Source organism: Paenibacillus lentus (genome assembly GCF_042714055.1).
GTDB lineage: Bacteria > Bacillota > Bacilli > Paenibacillales > Paenibacillaceae > Fontibacillus > Fontibacillus lentus_A.
This window is the reverse complement of record NZ_JBHGVC010000004.1, coordinates 137757-154576: the sequence shown is the minus strand read 5'-3', so window position 1 is coordinate 154576 and position 16820 is coordinate 137757. Positions and strand designations below refer to the sequence as shown.

General features: G+C 49.3%; 12 protein-coding genes. 3 read left to right on the top strand and 9 right to left on the bottom strand.

The annotated features are described in order from the left end of the window. Positions 1-490: 490 nt before the first annotated feature. Positions 491-4501 carry a glycosyl hydrolase family 18 protein gene (locus ACE3MQ_RS10650; protein ID WP_379392594.1) on the top strand — a complete coding sequence of 1337 codons (4011 nt, stop codon included), beginning with the start codon at positions 491-493 and terminating at the stop codon, positions 4499-4501. Between the two features lie 137 nt (positions 4502-4638). On the opposite strand, the gene ACE3MQ_RS10645 is transcribed toward ACE3MQ_RS10650, so the two are convergent. The 6 genes from ACE3MQ_RS10645 to ACE3MQ_RS10620 form a co-directional block, all read right to left on the bottom strand. Continuing rightward, the gene (locus tag ACE3MQ_RS10645; protein ID WP_379392593.1) at positions 4639-6549 is read right to left on the bottom strand and encodes a beta-N-acetylhexosaminidase; all 1911 of its coding nucleotides are present in this window, start codon (positions 6547-6549) and stop codon (positions 4639-4641) included. A 172-nt stretch (positions 6550-6721) separates the two neighbouring features. Further along, positions 6722-8167 (bottom strand): polysaccharide deacetylase family protein, encoded by a 1446-nt coding sequence (locus ACE3MQ_RS10640; RefSeq protein WP_379392592.1) that lies wholly within the window; start codon positions 8165-8167, stop codon positions 6722-6724. Positions 8168-8251: 84 nt separating this feature from the next. After that, the gene (locus ACE3MQ_RS10635) at positions 8252-9217 is read right to left on the bottom strand and encodes an aldo/keto reductase (RefSeq protein ID WP_379392591.1); all 966 of its coding nucleotides are present in this window, start codon (positions 9215-9217) and stop codon (positions 8252-8254) included. 108 nt (positions 9218-9325) lie between these two features. Further along, complete coding sequence (locus ACE3MQ_RS10630) at positions 9326-9985, bottom strand: ThuA domain-containing protein (RefSeq protein WP_379392590.1); 660 nt, start codon at positions 9983-9985, stop codon at positions 9326-9328. Positions 9986-10008: 23 nt separating this feature from the next. Next, positions 10009-10710, bottom strand: a complete 702-nt coding sequence (locus ACE3MQ_RS10625; protein WP_379392589.1) for an SDR family oxidoreductase — start codon at positions 10708-10710, stop codon at positions 10009-10011. A 61-nt stretch (positions 10711-10771) separates the two neighbouring features. Further along, positions 10772-11227: a VOC family protein gene (locus ACE3MQ_RS10620; protein WP_379392588.1), complete on the bottom strand. Its 456-nt coding sequence runs from the start codon at positions 11225-11227 to the stop codon at positions 10772-10774. Positions 11228-11407: 180 nt separating this feature from the next. Here ACE3MQ_RS10620 and ACE3MQ_RS10615 point away from each other — a divergent pair, with 180 nt between their 5' ends. Next, a complete protein-coding gene (locus tag ACE3MQ_RS10615) occupies positions 11408-11581 on the top strand; it encodes an alpha/beta fold hydrolase (protein WP_379392587.1) in 174 nt (57 codons plus the stop codon). Between the two features lie 47 nt (positions 11582-11628). Here ACE3MQ_RS10615 and ACE3MQ_RS10610 read toward each other — a convergent pair whose 3' ends face one another. The 3 genes from ACE3MQ_RS10610 to ACE3MQ_RS10600 all read right to left on the bottom strand — a co-directional run bounded on the left by ACE3MQ_RS10610 (position 11629) and on the right by ACE3MQ_RS10600 (position 15716). Next, positions 11629-13254 carry a glycoside hydrolase family 9 protein gene (locus ACE3MQ_RS10610; protein ID WP_379392586.1) on the bottom strand — a complete coding sequence of 542 codons (1626 nt, stop codon included), beginning with the start codon at positions 13252-13254 and terminating at the stop codon, positions 11629-11631. A 201-nt stretch (positions 13255-13455) separates the two neighbouring features. Next, positions 13456-14823, bottom strand: a complete 1368-nt coding sequence (locus ACE3MQ_RS10605) for an amino acid permease (protein WP_379392585.1) — start codon at positions 14821-14823, stop codon at positions 13456-13458. A 353-nt stretch (positions 14824-15176) separates the two neighbouring features. Then, positions 15177-15716 carry a hypothetical protein gene (locus ACE3MQ_RS10600; RefSeq protein ID WP_379392584.1) on the bottom strand — a complete coding sequence of 180 codons (540 nt, stop codon included), beginning with the start codon at positions 15714-15716 and terminating at the stop codon, positions 15177-15179. A gap of 102 nt (positions 15717-15818) precedes the next feature. Here ACE3MQ_RS10600 and ACE3MQ_RS10595 point away from each other — a divergent pair, with 102 nt between their 5' ends. Next, positions 15819-16733: a phosphatidate cytidylyltransferase gene (locus ACE3MQ_RS10595; protein WP_379392583.1), complete on the top strand. Its 915-nt coding sequence runs from the start codon at positions 15819-15821 to the stop codon at positions 16731-16733. The last annotated feature ends 87 nt before the right edge of the window (positions 16734-16820 follow it).

Below are 16820 nucleotides of genomic sequence, written 5' to 3'. Positions count from 1 at the left end.
TGTGAGCCCCACCAAAGACACATAGGTGCTCGTCTGCCTTATATAGTGTCATAGTCCGCCCATATTGGCAAACCACCTCAAGATATTTAACATTTACTTCTATTAAATATGGTGAAAATATTGAATTATAAAATTTTATCCCTTTTTTATAAATATTTCCCCCTTCCCAATTTATCAGGTAGATTCCATGATTAGATTGTTAACACTTTATGAACATTCAACTCTGTAGAAAGGAAGGGAATTAAGTATTTAAAGGGGAACCAATGAAAATACAACCCGAAGGAGGTTGGTGCGCTAAATCGACATCCAATTTAGTAAACGCTTTCAGGTTGCTGAGCTTTTGAATTTGGCAACTATTTGCAAGCTCACATCATGGTTTCAACACATCATTTCATAACTCGAGATCTGTAGAATATCCTTGCATGTTAGAAGGATATGAATGGATTTTTAAATGAATAACATAATAGAGGTGAAAATGGTGAACTCAATAGTGCCCAGGAAACACTCCAAATGGATAACATGGTTTCTGATTATTGCAATATCTTTTACACCGCTGTTTAGTTCATTGACAGCCCATGCTGCAGATGGCAATTCATCTCCTCAGTCTACAGCCCCCACAAGCGCCCCTGCGACAGTGACCAGTTCTACTTATGCACCTCAAGATCCGCTAGCACCGCAAAATTTAAGAGTTGTTCAAGATTCGATTACCTCTACTGAAGCTACGATAGAATGGGATTATGATCCCGACGATCCGAATCATAAGGCTGATATCGATGTGTGGCACGCTGATACCGATGAGTATTTCACTTCGGGATACATTGGCAGCCGAACAATTGATAACTTGAAACCGAATACAACTTACAAGCTTTATGTAACTTGGCTTGATGAATCGTCCCCAGAAGAAGCATTAAAACACAAAAGTAATATTGTAGAATTTACGACTCTCGACGGCCCGGGAAAACCCGAGAAAACCTCCGGCCCGGCTAATCTTCGACTGGTGGAAGTAACCCATAACCAAGCAACCTTCGTGTGGGATTATCTTCCTAATGATCCGAATAATATCGATGTCTGGAACGCCGATACAAACGGGTATATTACTTATGGTAATCTAACTACGCAAGCAGTTTCGGGCCTTCAGCCGGAAACCACCTATCGAATCTACATTACCTGGTACGATCATAGGCCTTCTAAAGAGCTCAAAAGTAATATTCTCGAATTTACAACTACTGCCGATACAACCGTGTACGAGGAGGCACCTTTAGCGCCTCCAAGCTATCTGAAGGTCACTGATGTCTCTGCGGATACGGTAACTTTAAACTGGGGTTCGAGCCCAAGAGCGACTGGATACAATCTCTATGTGAACGGCATCCAGGAAGATGCAACTTCAGGCAATAACGAAACTACACTGTCCTACGGCCCTCTTGTAGCAGGCGAAACCTATACATTCGCCGTGAGTGCGGTGAACGATGAGGAGCCTGCTTCCGAGAAAAGCAACCTAGTTACCGTGAAATGGGGCGAGCTTGCTCAGCCGAAGGGGCTGCAAGTCGTAACTGCGACAAGATCCTCTGCAGCTCTGGGATGGGCACCAGTCCCTGGAGCCACAAGCTATGACATCTATCAAGATGGAACTAAGATCGGTTCCAGCAATGATAACCGTTATGTAGCCAAGGGACTTGAGGAAGGCAATGCATATCGTTATACGATTGTTGCCAAAAACAGCTTATGGTCTTCTTCCGCAAGCGAGGAGGTCACGGTAGTACCAGGCAGCAATTATAATAATATTACTTATTACACATCCTGGTCTGCTAGTCAGGGTGGACGAAATTTCCACCCGAAAGATATTGATGTATCGCAAATCACGCATATCAATTACGCCTTCGCCGATCTTTGCTGGAAGAAGTTTGGAAGCGCTGCGAGAGCCTGCCAAGACCCTGATATTCCTGCTCAAGATCGTTACGTCTATGATGGCGAAATGATCATAGGGGATCCAGAATTCGATTTCGTGAATTTCGAATCCTTTTCGGAGATTAGAGATCAGAACCCTCATCTGAAGCTAATGATTTCCGTCGGCGGCTGGTCATGGTCCAACCATTTCTCCAATATGGCAAGAACGGAAGAAACCCGTCGCTCCTTCGCGGAATCTGCGGTCAATTTCCTCCGTGAGTACAAGCTGGACGGATTAGACGTGGACTGGGAGTATCCTGTTGAGGGCGGAGAAGACGACAACTCCAGAAGCCCGGAGGATCCGATAAACTTCACGCTTCTGATGAAGACCGTTCGCGAAGCGCTGGATGCAGCCGGCTCCGAGGATAACAAGTACTACTTACTGACGATTGCCTCCGGGCAGGGCGATAATTTCGTTAGAAATGCCGATCTTGCCAACTCCGTACAGTATCTCGATTTCATTAACATTATGACTTACGATTTTAGCGGAAGCTGGGAGACGCTCGCTCATCATAATGCGCCTTTATTCTATGACAAGGAGCATCCAAGAGCATCGACCACAGCCCCAAGAAATCATGTGCTTGGCGGCCTGCTGGGCCATTTAAACGGTGGAGTACCGCAGCATAAATTGATGGTGGGTGTACCTTATTACGGCAAAGCATGGGCAGATTGCCCGGCTAGCGGACAATATCAAACCTGCGAGAGTATTATGCCGGGAACATGGGAAGCCGGTATACTGGATTTTACAGATATTGAGGAAAACTTCCTGAACAAAGACGGCTATGTCCGTTATTGGAACGAAGCAGCCAAAGTCCCTTATCTGTACAGCGAGGAGACTAAAGGCTTCATTACCTATAACGACAAAGCAACAATGATGTACACGGCATCGATCGTCAAATCTCTGGATATCGCAGGCGTTATGAGCTGGGATGTCAGCGGCGACCGCAACCGGACATTGACTACTCAACTGGTGCACGACTTGCCAATCGACGGCAATGTGAATACTTCCGCTCTAGCGGCTCCAAGTAATCTGTCAGTGGCCTCCACATCGACCGATTCGATTCAAATTCAATGGGGAGCAGTTAGCGGGGCGACGGAGTATGAGGTTTATGTGAATAACGCGATGGCGGGAACAACAACAGCCGACAAATACACGATCAGTTCTCTTGCCTCAAATACTACTTACAAGATTCATTTGCTGGCTATAGTAAAGTCAGATGATCAAATTGAAAAGGTATCAGCAGCTTCTAATGTGCTGAGTGCGCAGACTTCAACCGGTGCCGGAACAGGCGGTGGCTCTGGAGGCTCTGGAGGTTCCGGAGGATCAAGCGGCTCTGGTGGAAGCGGTTCGGGATCACCTGCGCCAGCCCCACAAAAGCCTAAGCCTGAAGGGCAGCTCGACGTCAAAGTAGTTCTTGATGGAGACAAGGCCGTGGTAACCGTGCCGACCAATACGGCGGTTGAAGCAATTAACAATTCAAACTCCTTGAACTTCCAAATCTCTGCTGGAGATAAAGCGCAGCAGGTAGAGCTTGAAGTTCCACAAGAAGTGATTGCCGCACTGGCCAAAAAAGGCCCACAGAGCAGCCTGTCGGTGCTTGTGGACGGAAGGGAACATCGAATTCCTGCAGCTCTAATATCCGGAGATGGAAGCGCTAGCATTTCCATTGTTGCTCCAACTGAAGCCGAGACGGCTGCTATGATGGAGCTGCTGCAAGGCAAGAAAGTACTAACAGAGCCTACCGTGCTTAGAATCGAAAAGCCGAACGCGGATAACACAGCGAAAGAGCTTAAGCATTTCGGCAAGTCCATGGTAAGCGAATTTATTACACTGGATGCAGACGGCATCGACGTAAAAAGCCTCGTCGGAATCGTCTATATTCCAGAAACGAATGAAATTCGTTCTGTGCCGACGTTAATTCAAGTCAATTCCGACGGTACAATCACTGTGGAAATCAAGAAAACAGGCAACGGTATTTATGCACTGGTTCAATCCAGCCTCCCTGACCTTCTCGATGTCTCGCCATGGGCTAAAAAGGATGTAGCTGAAGCTATAGCCAAGTTGATCGCGGTGAGCGAAAATGCCAATCATTTTGGAGGCAAGCAGGAAACTACCCGCGCCGAAATTATATCCATGATTGTAAGAGGCCTGGGGATTATTCCTGACGCAGATCCATCCGTGTTTTCGGATGTAGACCCGCAATCGAAGCATGCGAATGATATTGCCGCAGCTTATGCAGCAGGGCTGATCAAAGGCAGAACCGATAGTACGTTCGATCCAAACGGCCTGGTCACTCGTCAGGAATTGGCGGTGATGCTTGCTAATGCGATGAGTTATGCAGGCAAAGAGAATGCTGCAGCAGAGGCTGCGCTGGACAAATTTAAGGATCAGCAAGCTATTTCTTCCTATGCCCGATCCGCTATGGCGTTCATGGTGGAGCAAAACGTCCTTTACGGAATGTCAACTGACGAGCTGGCTCCTCAAGCGAATGTGACTCGTGAGCAGAACATTGCTACCGTAATGAGAATGCTGCGCGCATTGGAACTATCAAATTAACTCTAAGTAAACATCTGCAAAATCAGAAAAGCAGCAAGTCCCCTCAACGAGGGAGGCTTGCTGCTTTTCTTATTAGCGGCAAAACAAATGAAATACTTCTTCTAACATTCAGAAATTCAGACCGTGAACCGGTAGAATTAAAATGGATTAATTACATGGAAAAAGACGTTCGGCGAAGCCATGCGGTAATAGTAGCTGCACCAGCCGGCTCCCTTCTGATTGAATCGGTTGACCGTGCTGTACACTAGCCGCTCCTGTTCCAGCTCCTCAATTGCCGGGATTCGCCCTTCCACATAGTCAAGCAGTCTTAAGGCAGCGGTGTCCAGCCGATTTATGATTCCGCCATAACGGATATCGATAACCTCCCAGCCGAAGGGCTTGAACATCCGCAGCCATTGTGAGCGGTGTGCAGCTCTTAGCGCTTTGACCGCTTCCGCGATGGACGGCAGCACCGCCTCCGCAATACGCCGCAGCTCGGCATGATCGCCGGAGTCATATGCTCGCTTCAATTCGAGGCCGATTTCACTCTTCTGCTTCAACACCGCGGACAGCTTCTCCGGTACGTCGAACAAATAATCCAGCTCCGCGTCCTTCACGCGCACTCGGCGAATTTCCTGCTCAAGCTGCGCGTAATGATCTGCCATGGCCAGTCCCTCGATCTGCTTATCAAACAGACCCAGCAGCACATCCTGATAGAGCAGGAATTTGGACGGATTACTCTGTTTCCGATTATCAGGCTCCGCACCAGGCGTCTCATCCAGATCCTTGAACTTCAGGAATGCATCAGCCCCAATCCCCGTACAGAACTTCACCCGTTCTGCCACCTGGCTCCACGCCAACTCTCCTTCCGTATAAGCGTGCTCCGCGTAAAACTGCAAACCGAGCAGCGCTGCATACGGATTCCCCTCCATACCGTCATCGCCCCACATCGTGGCGTAGACTTCACGGATTCCCTCTTGCTTACATACCTGAAGCGCCGAATCCGTGGCTTTCAAGGATAGTCCATAGTTCACGCCAAAGGTATTGAACACCCAAACACCCCCGGCGAATGCCAGATTGCAGCCCAGCGGACGATGCTTCGCAATCAGCTTCTCATAATCCTCTTTGTCGATATGGGCGTAATCCCAATACACCATATCCACATCTTTTGGAATTCTACGAGCCATTTCCTCAGGGATCTGAGTCTCGGTGTCATAATGCTCAGCCCCGTCCTTCGAAGCGAATTTCAAGAACATATCGCTCCACATCATAGGCTTCAATCCCCGGCGACGCACCATCTCAAGCACCTTTTCCAAATGGCCGGTCATGATTTCAAACCGTTCAACATACCCGTTTCGATCAAGGTATTTGCCTCGTCCAAGCTCCTCTGCTTCATCCATACCAATATGGATCTTCTTGCTGCGGAACGGAGCGCTTGCCGCTTCGATCATGCGATCGACCAGTCCCTCGGTCTTCTCGTCTCCGACCAGAAGTGCTCCTTTCGTGTCTTTATAATAGGATACTGGCTCCCATTTTAGGAACTCCTCCAGGTGCGCAAGAGTCTGGATGCTCGGGAATGCCTCAATCCCGAATTGATCCGCATAATCATCAATTTCCCGGAGCTCGTCTTGCGTATAACGTCCACGCATATAGCCGAAGTAGGGTTCGCCACTGATTTCATATGTATCCTCAAGATACAGCATCACGGTGTTCAAACCCATCAAGGCCATTTTGCGCAGCAAAAACTTGAAGCTGTCTACCGTCAGAACACCATTGCGGGACAAATCAAACATGGGGCCAATGGTGTCGAACTGTTGGGATTCCCGTATCGCAAAAGGCCTGCCGCTGCGGCCATGCTGTACAAGCAGTCCCAAGCCGCGAAAGAATTGATGTTTCTTACCGAAGCGTATGTATGCTCCACTTTCATTCAATTCAACTTCAAGATCTCCGGTAGAGGATTCCACCTGAACAGGCAGACCCTCCTCCCCTTCAATAAAGGCAATTTCCCTCGACAAAGCCTGAATTCCAGGCCGCAGAGACGTCAAGTCTCCTTCAAAACGCAGCTTCATCTCTTCCCTCCTGATTTCATAGGTTTTACAACGCTATCCAATAGATATAAAACGCTTTAATACCTACTATACTAGAAAAAATACAATCAAAAGGGGGAAATTTCTCTAATCATTTCATCCTTAGATTAGAGTAGTATAACCTTTATTATTAACCTATTTGGAAATGGTTAACTTACGATAGAAGTTCGCTAGCCCTTACGAACGTATAACCCTGCCGCTCCAGATTCTCAATCACTGTTGGAAGCGCCTCGATGGTGTGCAGATCATCCAGCATATGCAGCAAAATAATGCTGCCGCTCTGCGTCTGCTCCATAATGCTCTGGGTAATTTGAGCAGCAGACTGGCTTCGATCCCAGTCCTTCGGATCTACATCGAAATTGACAATGGTATGGTAGCCGGTGGCTGATATAATTTTTGCAGCCTCGGGCGTGATATTTCCGGTCGGCGGCCGGAAGATCATCGCTGGCTTTTCTTGAATGGCTTCCGTAATGACTTGATGGGCCTTGACCACCTCGTTTTGCAGCTCCGCTGGGGTGAGATCAGCCAGCTCCGGATGGCTATACGTGTGATTGCCAACGTCATGCCCTGCCTCCGCGATCGCCCTGGCCAGGTTCGGATTCTTCTCAACCCCGTCCGCGCGCAGGAAGAAGGAGGCCTTAATCTGATACTTGTCCAGAATGTCGAGGATTTGGGTAATCGTGTAATCCGTCCCCCAGTCGTCAAAGGTCAGTGCTATTTTTTTGCTGGTAGTTTCTTCTTTGTAGACAAGGTTGTAGGACGCTAACTCCTTGTCGGCGTTCAGACTGGCAGCATCATATCCTGCGATTCGCTCGAGCGGCTCCCGCTCTCCGCCCTTCATTACGAGCTTGCTTAGCGGCACGAACGTATAGCCTACGTCCTCGGCTGCAGCGGCAAGAAGTGAGATGTCTTCGAAAAGCTGCTTATTCTCCCCCGTATCGAGCGCGATAATTCCCCCGCGATGGATGTATTTTCGAACATAACTTCTCTTCTGGGCTTCGGTTTCCTTGTTCCAATTATGAAGAAACAAACTATAAGAAATCACCGCGTTCTGCCCATTATGTGCGGCTGCAAGCCGGATATCATCGTCGTATTCACCGTTCCCGGTTCTTACATATCGGGGAGTGATGCCCGTTTCCTTCCGAATAACCTGATTCGCTAAATGGATCTCCTTATAAATCTGATCATAGGAAAGCTTGCTCAGATCACTTCCATTTAACGTATTGTTCTCGATTTCATGGCCGCGGGACACGATCTCCCGAGCGATATCAGGCTCCTCCGCTACTCTCATGCCCGGTAAAAAGAAGGTGGCTTGGATCCCGTAACCGTCCAGCTTATCCAGCAGCTTGTTCATGGTGGCGCTATCCGCCATTCCGTTGAAGGTAAGCGCCAACTCGCGTCCGGTCGTATACACAGAGGAGATCGCCTGGCTTGGAGCTCCTGTATACCTTTCTATCGGCTGCCTAGTTTCGACTTGTTCAATCCCGTTTGTATTTTTATTCCCGGCCATATTGCAGCTGGCTAGAACCATGCAGACCAATATCAAAAAAACGGCCTGCACCCAGCCTCTCCCAAGCCTGTTCGTATTTCCCGCTTTCATTTTCCGTGCTCCTTTATGTCTGCTTCATTCGTTTTTATATTACGTAAGAAAAGCCGGGGCATTTCCTCCGGCCTTGTTTTCCTGCTAAGCACCGTCTCGCAAATAGCGGACAGTATCCTCATCAAGCTGGAGATCGCCCGCGCTTACGCTTTCCTCCAGCTGTTGCATGGTGCGGCTGCCGATAATCGGAAATGTCGCAAACGGCTGCGACGTCAAATACGCTAGCGCCACTTCGGTACCAGAGCGACCGAGCTGCCGAGCCAGTTCCTCGACCCGGCTAAGGCGGCCAAAGTTAGCTTCATTGTAGAACATTTTTACGACGCTTGGCTTGGATCGGTCTTCAGGACGAAATCTTCCGCTGAAAAATCCCTGTGCCTGCGACGTATACGGGACAGCCGTAAGCTCCGTGGTGAGGTGGTAATCCATCATCCGCCCATCCATCAGGACGGTCGTCGGATCATCAAGGCTTCCTGGGTTCACCTCCGCCAAGCTCCATTGCATCTGATTGGCAATGAAAGGCTGCTTCCCCGCAGATAAGGCATATTGCCTAGCCGCTTCAATCCGATCGACCGTCCAATTTGAGCAGGCGTAATAACGAATACGCCCTGCTCGAACGTGCTCATCGAGCGAATCGATAATTTCCTCAACCGGCCGGGATGGATCATCGCGATGCAGCCAGTAAATATCGATCACATCCGTGCCTAGATTGTTCAAGCTTTGTTCCAAATCAAATGCGATATCCTCCGGCGACAGTCTGCTGGCAAAGAGGTTATCCAAAGGGGGATGCGCCCCCTTCGTAGCGAGGATAATCCGGTCGCGATTTCCCCTGCTTTTCAACCATTTGCCAATCGTCTTCTCGCTGATGCTTTTCACTTCGCTTTCCCAATCGGAATACACGCTTGCCGTATCAATGAAATTACCTCCGCCATCACAATAAGTATCCATCAAAGCAAATGAGTCGGCCTCGCCAATCGCACCGCCGATCGATGCCGTACCCAAGCAAATTCGGGATGCATGAAGCTCTGTTTGCGGAATTGTCGTGTATTTCATAGAAACCCTCCTTTTTTCTTGCAAATATGATCGCCCTTATCTTTAAGCGTTTGTGCGCCCGTCAAGAAAAAGGGATACCCACCTATACAGACAGTATCCCCTGCAATATTATGGTTCAAGCTTGGCACACCAGGCAACCAGGCTCCTCATGGCTTCAACAAACTGCGGCATCAACAGGCCATCGGAGAGATGTGCCGGCGTCATGCATCCGACGCGGCCAGCCCCATAGCTATGATACCATCCGGCTACAGCTTCACCATCCACGGATGAGGAACGCATGAACACATTCGTCTCATCCTCCTTACAGTCGACAAAATAATGCTCGTCCATGAAGCTGAAGGCTTCTCCTAAAGCACCCAGCTCCGTGCCAGATAGCGGCGTATAAGTCACTTGGCTATGCTGCTCCGGATGCATAAGGAAGTGTCCGCGAAGCATTCTGACATAGGCCCCGTCATACGGATAAGATGCCAATCCCGAGTGCCAGGCCAGCCAGGCTCCGCCGCCGGCTACATACTTCTCGATCCGCTCGGCGATTTGTTCCGTCATCCAGTAGCTAACCGGCTCCGCCCGAGGATCAATATAATATCCTGCAAACAAGACGACTAAATCCGGCGCTTTGAGAAGCTCCTGTTCGCACTGCTCCACGCCAGCATAGATCAATTGGAGCTTTCCTGCCTTAACATAAGGCTCGGCCACTTTCTGAAAAGATTGTCTGGCCAGCTCAGCATCATGATAATAATCGCCAACGATCACTAGTATACGCTTCATTCGCAACCATCTCCAATCCGCTCTTAGTAGGGCATAGGCTCGCCTTTATAAGTAATCATCCAGCTCTCCTGCTCAGGAACGACCCTTCGCTCCGCAAGATTTATCAGACCAAGTGCCGTGTTCTTGGGATCTCCCGGTGCCTGTTCTCCCCCCATCGGCGTTCGAATCCAGCCGGGGTGAACATTATAGACGGCAAATCCTTGAGGCGTAAGCTCCTTGCGAAGCTGGGCCGAGAAGAAGGTAAGCGCGCTCTTGGATAAGGCATACGGATAATCTCCGCCGTAAGCTCCTGTAAAGCACCCCGCCTCCGAGCTGATATTGATAATGCAAGGCTTGGCGCTGCGGCGCAGCAGCGGCAGAAAATGCTTGACCATTTTCATCGGCCCATATAAATTGGTCATCATCGACTGCTCCACCTCTGCCATATCCAGCTCCTCCAGCTTCTTATCGCGTCCAACCAAAATTCCCGCGTTATTGATCAGGACATCCACTGTGCCGAATTGCTGTTCAATTGCATCCCTTCCTTGGATAATGTCACTTTCCTCCGCTACATCCAACTGGATGATTTCCAGCTGCCCGGGATACTCCTGACGCATCGCCTGAAGCTGTTCGTTCTCCTGCTTCAAGCTCCTTACACCTGCGATGACATGATGCCCGCCCTTGAGAGCTTCGCTTACTGTAGAAAGACCCAGTCCCTTGCCTGCACCAGTGATTAAAATATTCATGCTCTTCTCGCCACCTTTTTCAGCAATTAATCCTGTTGTTTAACGTTGTCCCTCGGGAGTTCTAATTATCGTTCTCAAGCAGTTCGACCATGACCTTCAATTCTTTAAAAGTATCCATATACGCATAACGGCCACCCGTGTACTCGCCCTTCTGAATCAGCGGCATGTGCTTCGCCTCCAGCACTGCGATTTTCTCTTTCATGCCCTGAATGACGAAGGCGATATGGTGAACCCCTTCACCATGCTCATCCAGGAACTCTCGCCAGGTAGAAGGATGCTCATCAGGCTCAATCAGCTCTATTTGAAGCTGACCGCAATCCAAGAAAGCCAGCTTGGCGCGGGCTTCTGAGGATTCTCCCTGAAATTCCGTTTGTGCGGTATCAACGGTATCCGTCCAGAACCATTGCGGCTTCTCAATGCCAAAGAAATCCGCGTAGCTTTGGGATACCTTGTCGATGTCGCCTACAATGATGCCGATCTGCGTGATGACGTTGGTTCCTAATGATTCTTTTTCCATTTCGGTAAGCTCCTTTTATATTTAATCATGAGCTCGTATAGCTGTCTTGCTATACTGTCCAAAAGCTCTGGAGAGTTCTTCACCGTTACTTCTTGGCCCAAGCTAATGAAAAACCTTGTAAAATACATAATATCATTTTTCCCAATATCCCCTTCAAGCGTTCGGACTTAAAAGGAATGCGTGATTCACGGCAAAAAGAGCTTCGTTCTAGACACAAGCCAAGCAGAGCTTATGGCCGCACGAAGACCTAACACAAAGCTTGAGGTTTTTGATGAATGCGGCCATGGCGTCCATTCTGACGATCCGGACGGCTTTGATCGGGTAGTCAGAGATTTTCTCGATAAACTCGATTAAAAAGCAGAGCCCCGCTTTTCTCAGCGGGGTTTGTCTGCTTATTATTGCTACTTAACAAAATGGGACAGCACGAACACCGCGGGAGAATTCCAATAAATCGTGACCTCATTGGTTGCGTAGCTCTCCATGACATCGGCAAAAGAAGCGGCTGGCGCTCGATCTGCTAGGTGCTCGCGCGCATAATCATCCTGCTTGCCATAGTTCGGGCCGCCCGAGACCAGCCCAGGAACAGGCGCTTGGACGCCGTCTCCCTCGGAGGGACGATGATGCGGATGCAGGATCGGCCGACTGCCGAACCCGGTAACATAACTCATGCCTGCCACATTGGCGCCAAATAAATAATGGACGTGTTCAACCGCATGGCGCTCGTATGCATTTGAATCAGACAAACGATCTGCCACTAACAGCAGCATAGCATGATTCATCACCAGCATGTTGCTGCCCCAAATATACTGCTCCGGCTTAAGCGATATACCGAACCCGTCTTGGCGGCTAACCGCGGCAAGCTCAGCGGCGCGCTGCTGCAGGCCGGCATGTAAACGGGCAGCAAGCTCAGGCTCCTGCTCCCGCTCGGACATCAAGTAAGAGATCGTTCCATATCCGCCCATATCGGCCCAGCCCAGCTCGTATTTATCAAAGGTATGCTGTCTAGAAAATTGCTGGAAGGCCACATGATATCGGGATTCCCCGGTAGTCCGGTACATTTCGGCCGCGGCCCAGTAGCGCTCATCCATGTCCTGCTCGTCCCCGTACTCCCCAGTAAAGATCTCCGGCGGATTGCGGAAGCCCGGATATTCAGGATGGCGTTCGAGCCATGACCAGGCTAGCTCCGCTGCCTTTAGACATGTTGCAGCAAAGGAGGCGTCGTAAGAAGCATACACTCGAGCGGACATGGCCATGACGGCGGCAAAGCATCCCGTTGCTGTCGCTGAAATAGGTGTTATGTACAGCTCCGCCGTATCTTCCTCGGGCATCACATCCGAGCCGGGGAAGTGCAATGTTGTGAGCTTATGGAAGGCTCCACCGCTCCCGCCATCCTGCATGCGAAGCATCCACTCCAGCTCATACCTGCATTCGTGAAGCACATCCGGCATAATGTCATTGCTCTCCGGCAGCGGCAAGGACTTGGCAAAGGCTTGCGGGTAACATTCATAGGCCAGCAGCAAATCTGCTACCGCTTTAGCACCGGGTGCTACATATTTCCCGTAATCCCCGGCATCATGCCATCCTCCCCAAGCGTCGACTCTTCGCGGCTCCTCTCCGTAGACTATTGCAGGCGTAAGGTGACAAGCCGCATGCTTCCATGGGCCAGCATACTTCTCTTCCAGCTCCATCCCGCAGCGGAAATAGTAAAACGCTTTCAACAATGCTTGATGGGATTTCTCATAAACTGCATCTGAGATCACAAACGGGTAAGAGCTTTGACCATCTTCGGCCTCAATCCGATACGTTCCCGGTTGATCCCAAGCAGAAAAATCACCACGGCTCACCCTAATTCCACTGGCTGCATCTTCGGTCGCAGGCAGTGTCTGACCTTGCCAAACCGCTTCGCCGCTTACATGATCCACAAGCCGGAAGCGCCCCCCCTCTCCTGCGATCATGGCAATCTTCGCATCTCTGCTCCGATAACCGAGTTGGTTAACGGCTATGCTGCCCTGCTGCTCCATGTTCATGCGTGAATGTCCTCCTCTTTATTCCAATTTAGCACCCATGATATTTCCTTTTTGAATATTGGTCAATCGCTTTTTTAGAGAAATGAATGACCGTTCTCCTGTTTATTGAAGAACGGTCATAACTTTGCCTTCTATTCTTCCCACTCGACAGTTTGCTGCTAATTCCAGTCCTGAACAACAGATAAAGAGGACACCCCGCAATTATCGCCGGGATTTCTTGAACTTGACCAGCGACCAAAGAAAAAGAAACAGCAGGAACGCCAGGCAAGCACCAATGCTAAGCATATTTTGGCGATCAAAAAGAAACAGTACGGCAATGATCGACAGGCTTACCGTCGCCAGAATCGTGATGTATGGAAAGCCCCAGACGCGAAAGCTCGGCTGTACCGGGTAGCTCCGGCGCAGCTTAAGCTGAGACAGACAGATGCTAATCCAGACTAACAGGACGACAAAGCCCGGCACCGCCATAAGAAAGCGGAATAATCCATCCTGAAAGAGGTAGGCTAGTATGGCGCCCCCAATCAATACGGCCGCACACAGCTTCAAGCTGTTCAACGGCACTCCCCGTTTTGTCGTACGGGCCAGGTAAGGCGATGCTTCACCGCTGGCTGCCATCGAATGCAGCATGCGCGTCGCACCATAAATCCCTGAATTCGCCGCAGACAATACCGCGGTAACGAGAATAAAGTTCATCACGTGCGCCGATCCCTGCATCCCCGTGCTGGCAAGCACCTGAACAAAAGGACTGCTCTCGCTGTTCAACTGATTCCAGGGAATTAAGCTGCAAATGATGAGGATTGGCAGCGTATAGAACAGAATGACCCGCAAAATAAAGCTCTTAACCACCTTGGGGAGAACCTTGTCCACATCCTTGGTCTCCGTTAAGGTAAGCCCGATCAGCTCCGACCCGCCATAAGAGAACATCACCACCAGCAGAGCGCCAACAATCGCCGTCCAACCGTTCGGCAGGAAGCCACCGTAATCCACCAAATTATGCAGTCCGCCCGTCCCTTCCACCGACCATACGCCCGACAAAATCAAAATGCCCAGCACGATAAAGACAATGATCATGCCGATCTTAATGCCCGCCAGCCAAAACTCCGCTTCTCCAAAGCCGCTAACACTCAGCATGTTTATCCCCAGCACGAGTGTTGCACACCCCAAGGTTAACAGCCACAGCGGCGCATCTGGAAGCCAGTACTGCAAGAAGCTCCCTGCGGCAAGCACCTCGATCACGCACACCGTCAGCCACATAAAGCAATATAGCCAGCCGATAATAAAGGACAAACGTTCGCCGAACGCCTCCCGAATAAAATCCTTCATATTGCGATTCGGATATACCATCGCCATCTCAGCAAGGGCCGCCATCACGATTAGCAGCAGCAAGCCCGCCAAGATGTAGGAAATGACAATCCCCGGCCCGGCTATACTGATCGTTTCATAGCTTCCTTTAAATATTCCCGTACCAATAACACCGCCCATCGCCATAAAAGTAATATGACGAGGCAGCAATTTCTTGTGAAGCGTCCCCTGTTCCTGTTCGTTTGCTTGTGCCCTCTCCTGAGACATTTCCCGACTCCTTCCAGTGATCCATCTATCCCATCTTTTTACGAATCCACTCTTCTTTATTTAAACACCTAGATTTACAGTTTACCCTTATTCGACAAACCATGCACGCTCAAACAGCACACTTCCCAGGAAATACTTATTTCTCTTCTTCCTATTTCCTCGCTTTAGAAATAGCCAAAAACCGTACCTCAAATCAAGTACGGTTTCAAGCATTAAATATGCTTTTAGACGCAATTGGAACGCATTTCAGCCCTTAAGGAAACGGCAAGCGGAAAATTCATCCTTTTTTTTCAGCGTCCCCCCCCAGTGGTCATCTTGGCGATTGGAGTGTGAAGACGCTGTCCAATTTACACCTACTCTGGCTCATACTCGCTTAATTTTCCTTCGTAGATCAAATGGAGTCGGTCGCTCTGGCGAAAATCGTCCGGCGTAACCAGAGCCGGCAGCTTATTCCATAACTTGATACCGGATCTATCCAAAATTTCTGCGACGAATTGCGAGCAAAAGTAAGAGTTGCTGAATTCGACGGGTTCCTTCAGAGCGATGCCAACCACGCCTAGAATGTTATATAGATACTTGTTGCGGCTTCGGATAAAAATATGTAATACCCGCTTCATCTTCTCGACTTCGCGCTCGGATACCCTAAGCTCATAGATGACGCATGTCGTATTCGGGTATTTGCTGAACGTGCCCGTCTTGATATCCTCCTTCACGAATCCCCCATTCAGCGGATTGTTCGGGCTCTTCCTTCCGAAGCTGTACAGCTCTGAAAGCTCCCGGTTGAAGGAAATCGAAGCATGGTTGTAAGGTGCTCTTGTATACCCCTTAATAATCCTCGTAAAAAGCGTCCCGGTATTCGTTAGCAAAATAAAGACCGATCGATCAGCTGCCATTTACGAAATTCCCCTTATCAAAATTGAATTGTTCCTTCATAATAACATATGATCGCCCCGATGGGACGATCCTACCTCATAACAAGTTGGTGGTGATGGCCCGTGAACAGCTCGCTAATAACCTTAACTTTAATTTTTACAGCGTTATCAGCCATTCATGTGATATTTTATGTGCTGAGCAAAATACAGCCGAACAAAGATTATGCGGCCATCGGTACCCGGATCAAAACCTGGTGGGGCATGTTCGTTATCTTTTGTTTGGCCACCTTATTTAATCCGGTCGTGTCCCTACTGTCCCTTATGCTGCTCACCTTCTTTGCGCTGAAGGAGTATTTCTCCATGATCCGATCGAGAAAAGCCGACCGCAGACTGTATCTGTGGGCCTACTTGTCCATTCCGGTGCAATTTTATTGGATATATATCGAGTGGTACGGGATGTTCATTATTTTTATACCTATCTATGTATTCTTATTCCTGCCGCTTCCGCGGTTGATCAACAAAGGAACGGTCGGCTTTCTGCGCAGCGTCAGCTCTACGCAATGGGGACTGATGCTGATGGTGTTCGGACTTAGCCATCTGGCTTATTTCCAGTTTGCCACACCGGAGTACGGAGCGGGACTTGTGCTCTTTTTAGTCGTGCTGACCCAGTTGAATGATGTTGTACACCATCTGGCATCGATCTATTTCGGCAAGCGCAAAGTAGTTCCGACTGCCAACCCGAATCTGACCTGGGAAGGGTTTGTCTTCGCGTTTCTCATTACGACAGGGATTGCGTATCTAATTCATCCCTATCTGACGCCGCTTGGCGCGGCATTTGGGGTGTTTTCCGGCATGCTGATCAGCTTGAGCGGCTTCTTCGGCAGCTTAACGGTTTCCGTGCTGAAGCGGGATTTATTAATCGGTGACGACAATAAATTCGATGCGTTAAAGAAAAGCTACCTCAGCCAGGTTGATAGTCTGGCTTATACCTCGCCGGTCTTTTTCCACGTTATCCGTTATTTCTTTGATTTCATGTAATTCTGTACGAAGCTCTTAAGCTCCCAGTAATAAAATGCTCGTTTATTCTTTGGTGGATATGCCGTTACCCTTATGTTCCGTTTACAT

Excerpts from the sequence above, each read along its gene's own strand:
- ACE3MQ_RS10640 (WP_379392592.1), bottom strand. The coding sequence starts at position 8,167 with ATGAAAGCGGGAAATACGAACAGGCTTGGGAGAGGCTGGGTGCAGGCC.
- ACE3MQ_RS10620 (WP_379392588.1), bottom strand. The coding sequence starts at position 11,227 with ATGGAAAAAGAATCATTAGGAACCAACGTCATCACGCAGATCGGCATC.
- ACE3MQ_RS10625 (WP_379392589.1), bottom strand. The coding sequence starts at position 10,710 with ATGAATATTTTAATCACTGGTGCAGGCAAGGGACTGGGTCTTTCTACA.
- ACE3MQ_RS10635 (WP_379392591.1), bottom strand. The coding sequence starts at position 9,217 with ATGAAATACACGACAATTCCGCAAACAGAGCTTCATGCATCCCGAATT.
- ACE3MQ_RS10605 (WP_379392585.1), bottom strand. The coding sequence starts at position 14,823 with ATGTCTCAGGAGAGGGCACAAGCAAACGAACAGGAACAGGGGACGCTT.
- ACE3MQ_RS10630 (WP_379392590.1), bottom strand. The coding sequence starts at position 9,985 with ATGAAGCGTATACTAGTGATCGTTGGCGATTATTATCATGATGCTGAG.
- ACE3MQ_RS10610 (WP_379392586.1), bottom strand. The coding sequence starts at position 13,254 with ATGAACATGGAGCAGCAGGGCAGCATAGCCGTTAACCAACTCGGTTAT.
- ACE3MQ_RS10645 (WP_379392593.1), bottom strand. The coding sequence starts at position 6,549 with ATGAAGCTGCGTTTTGAAGGAGACTTGACGTCTCTGCGGCCTGGAATT.
- ACE3MQ_RS10600 (WP_379392584.1), bottom strand. The coding sequence starts at position 15,716 with ATGGCAGCTGATCGATCGGTCTTTATTTTGCTAACGAATACCGGGACG.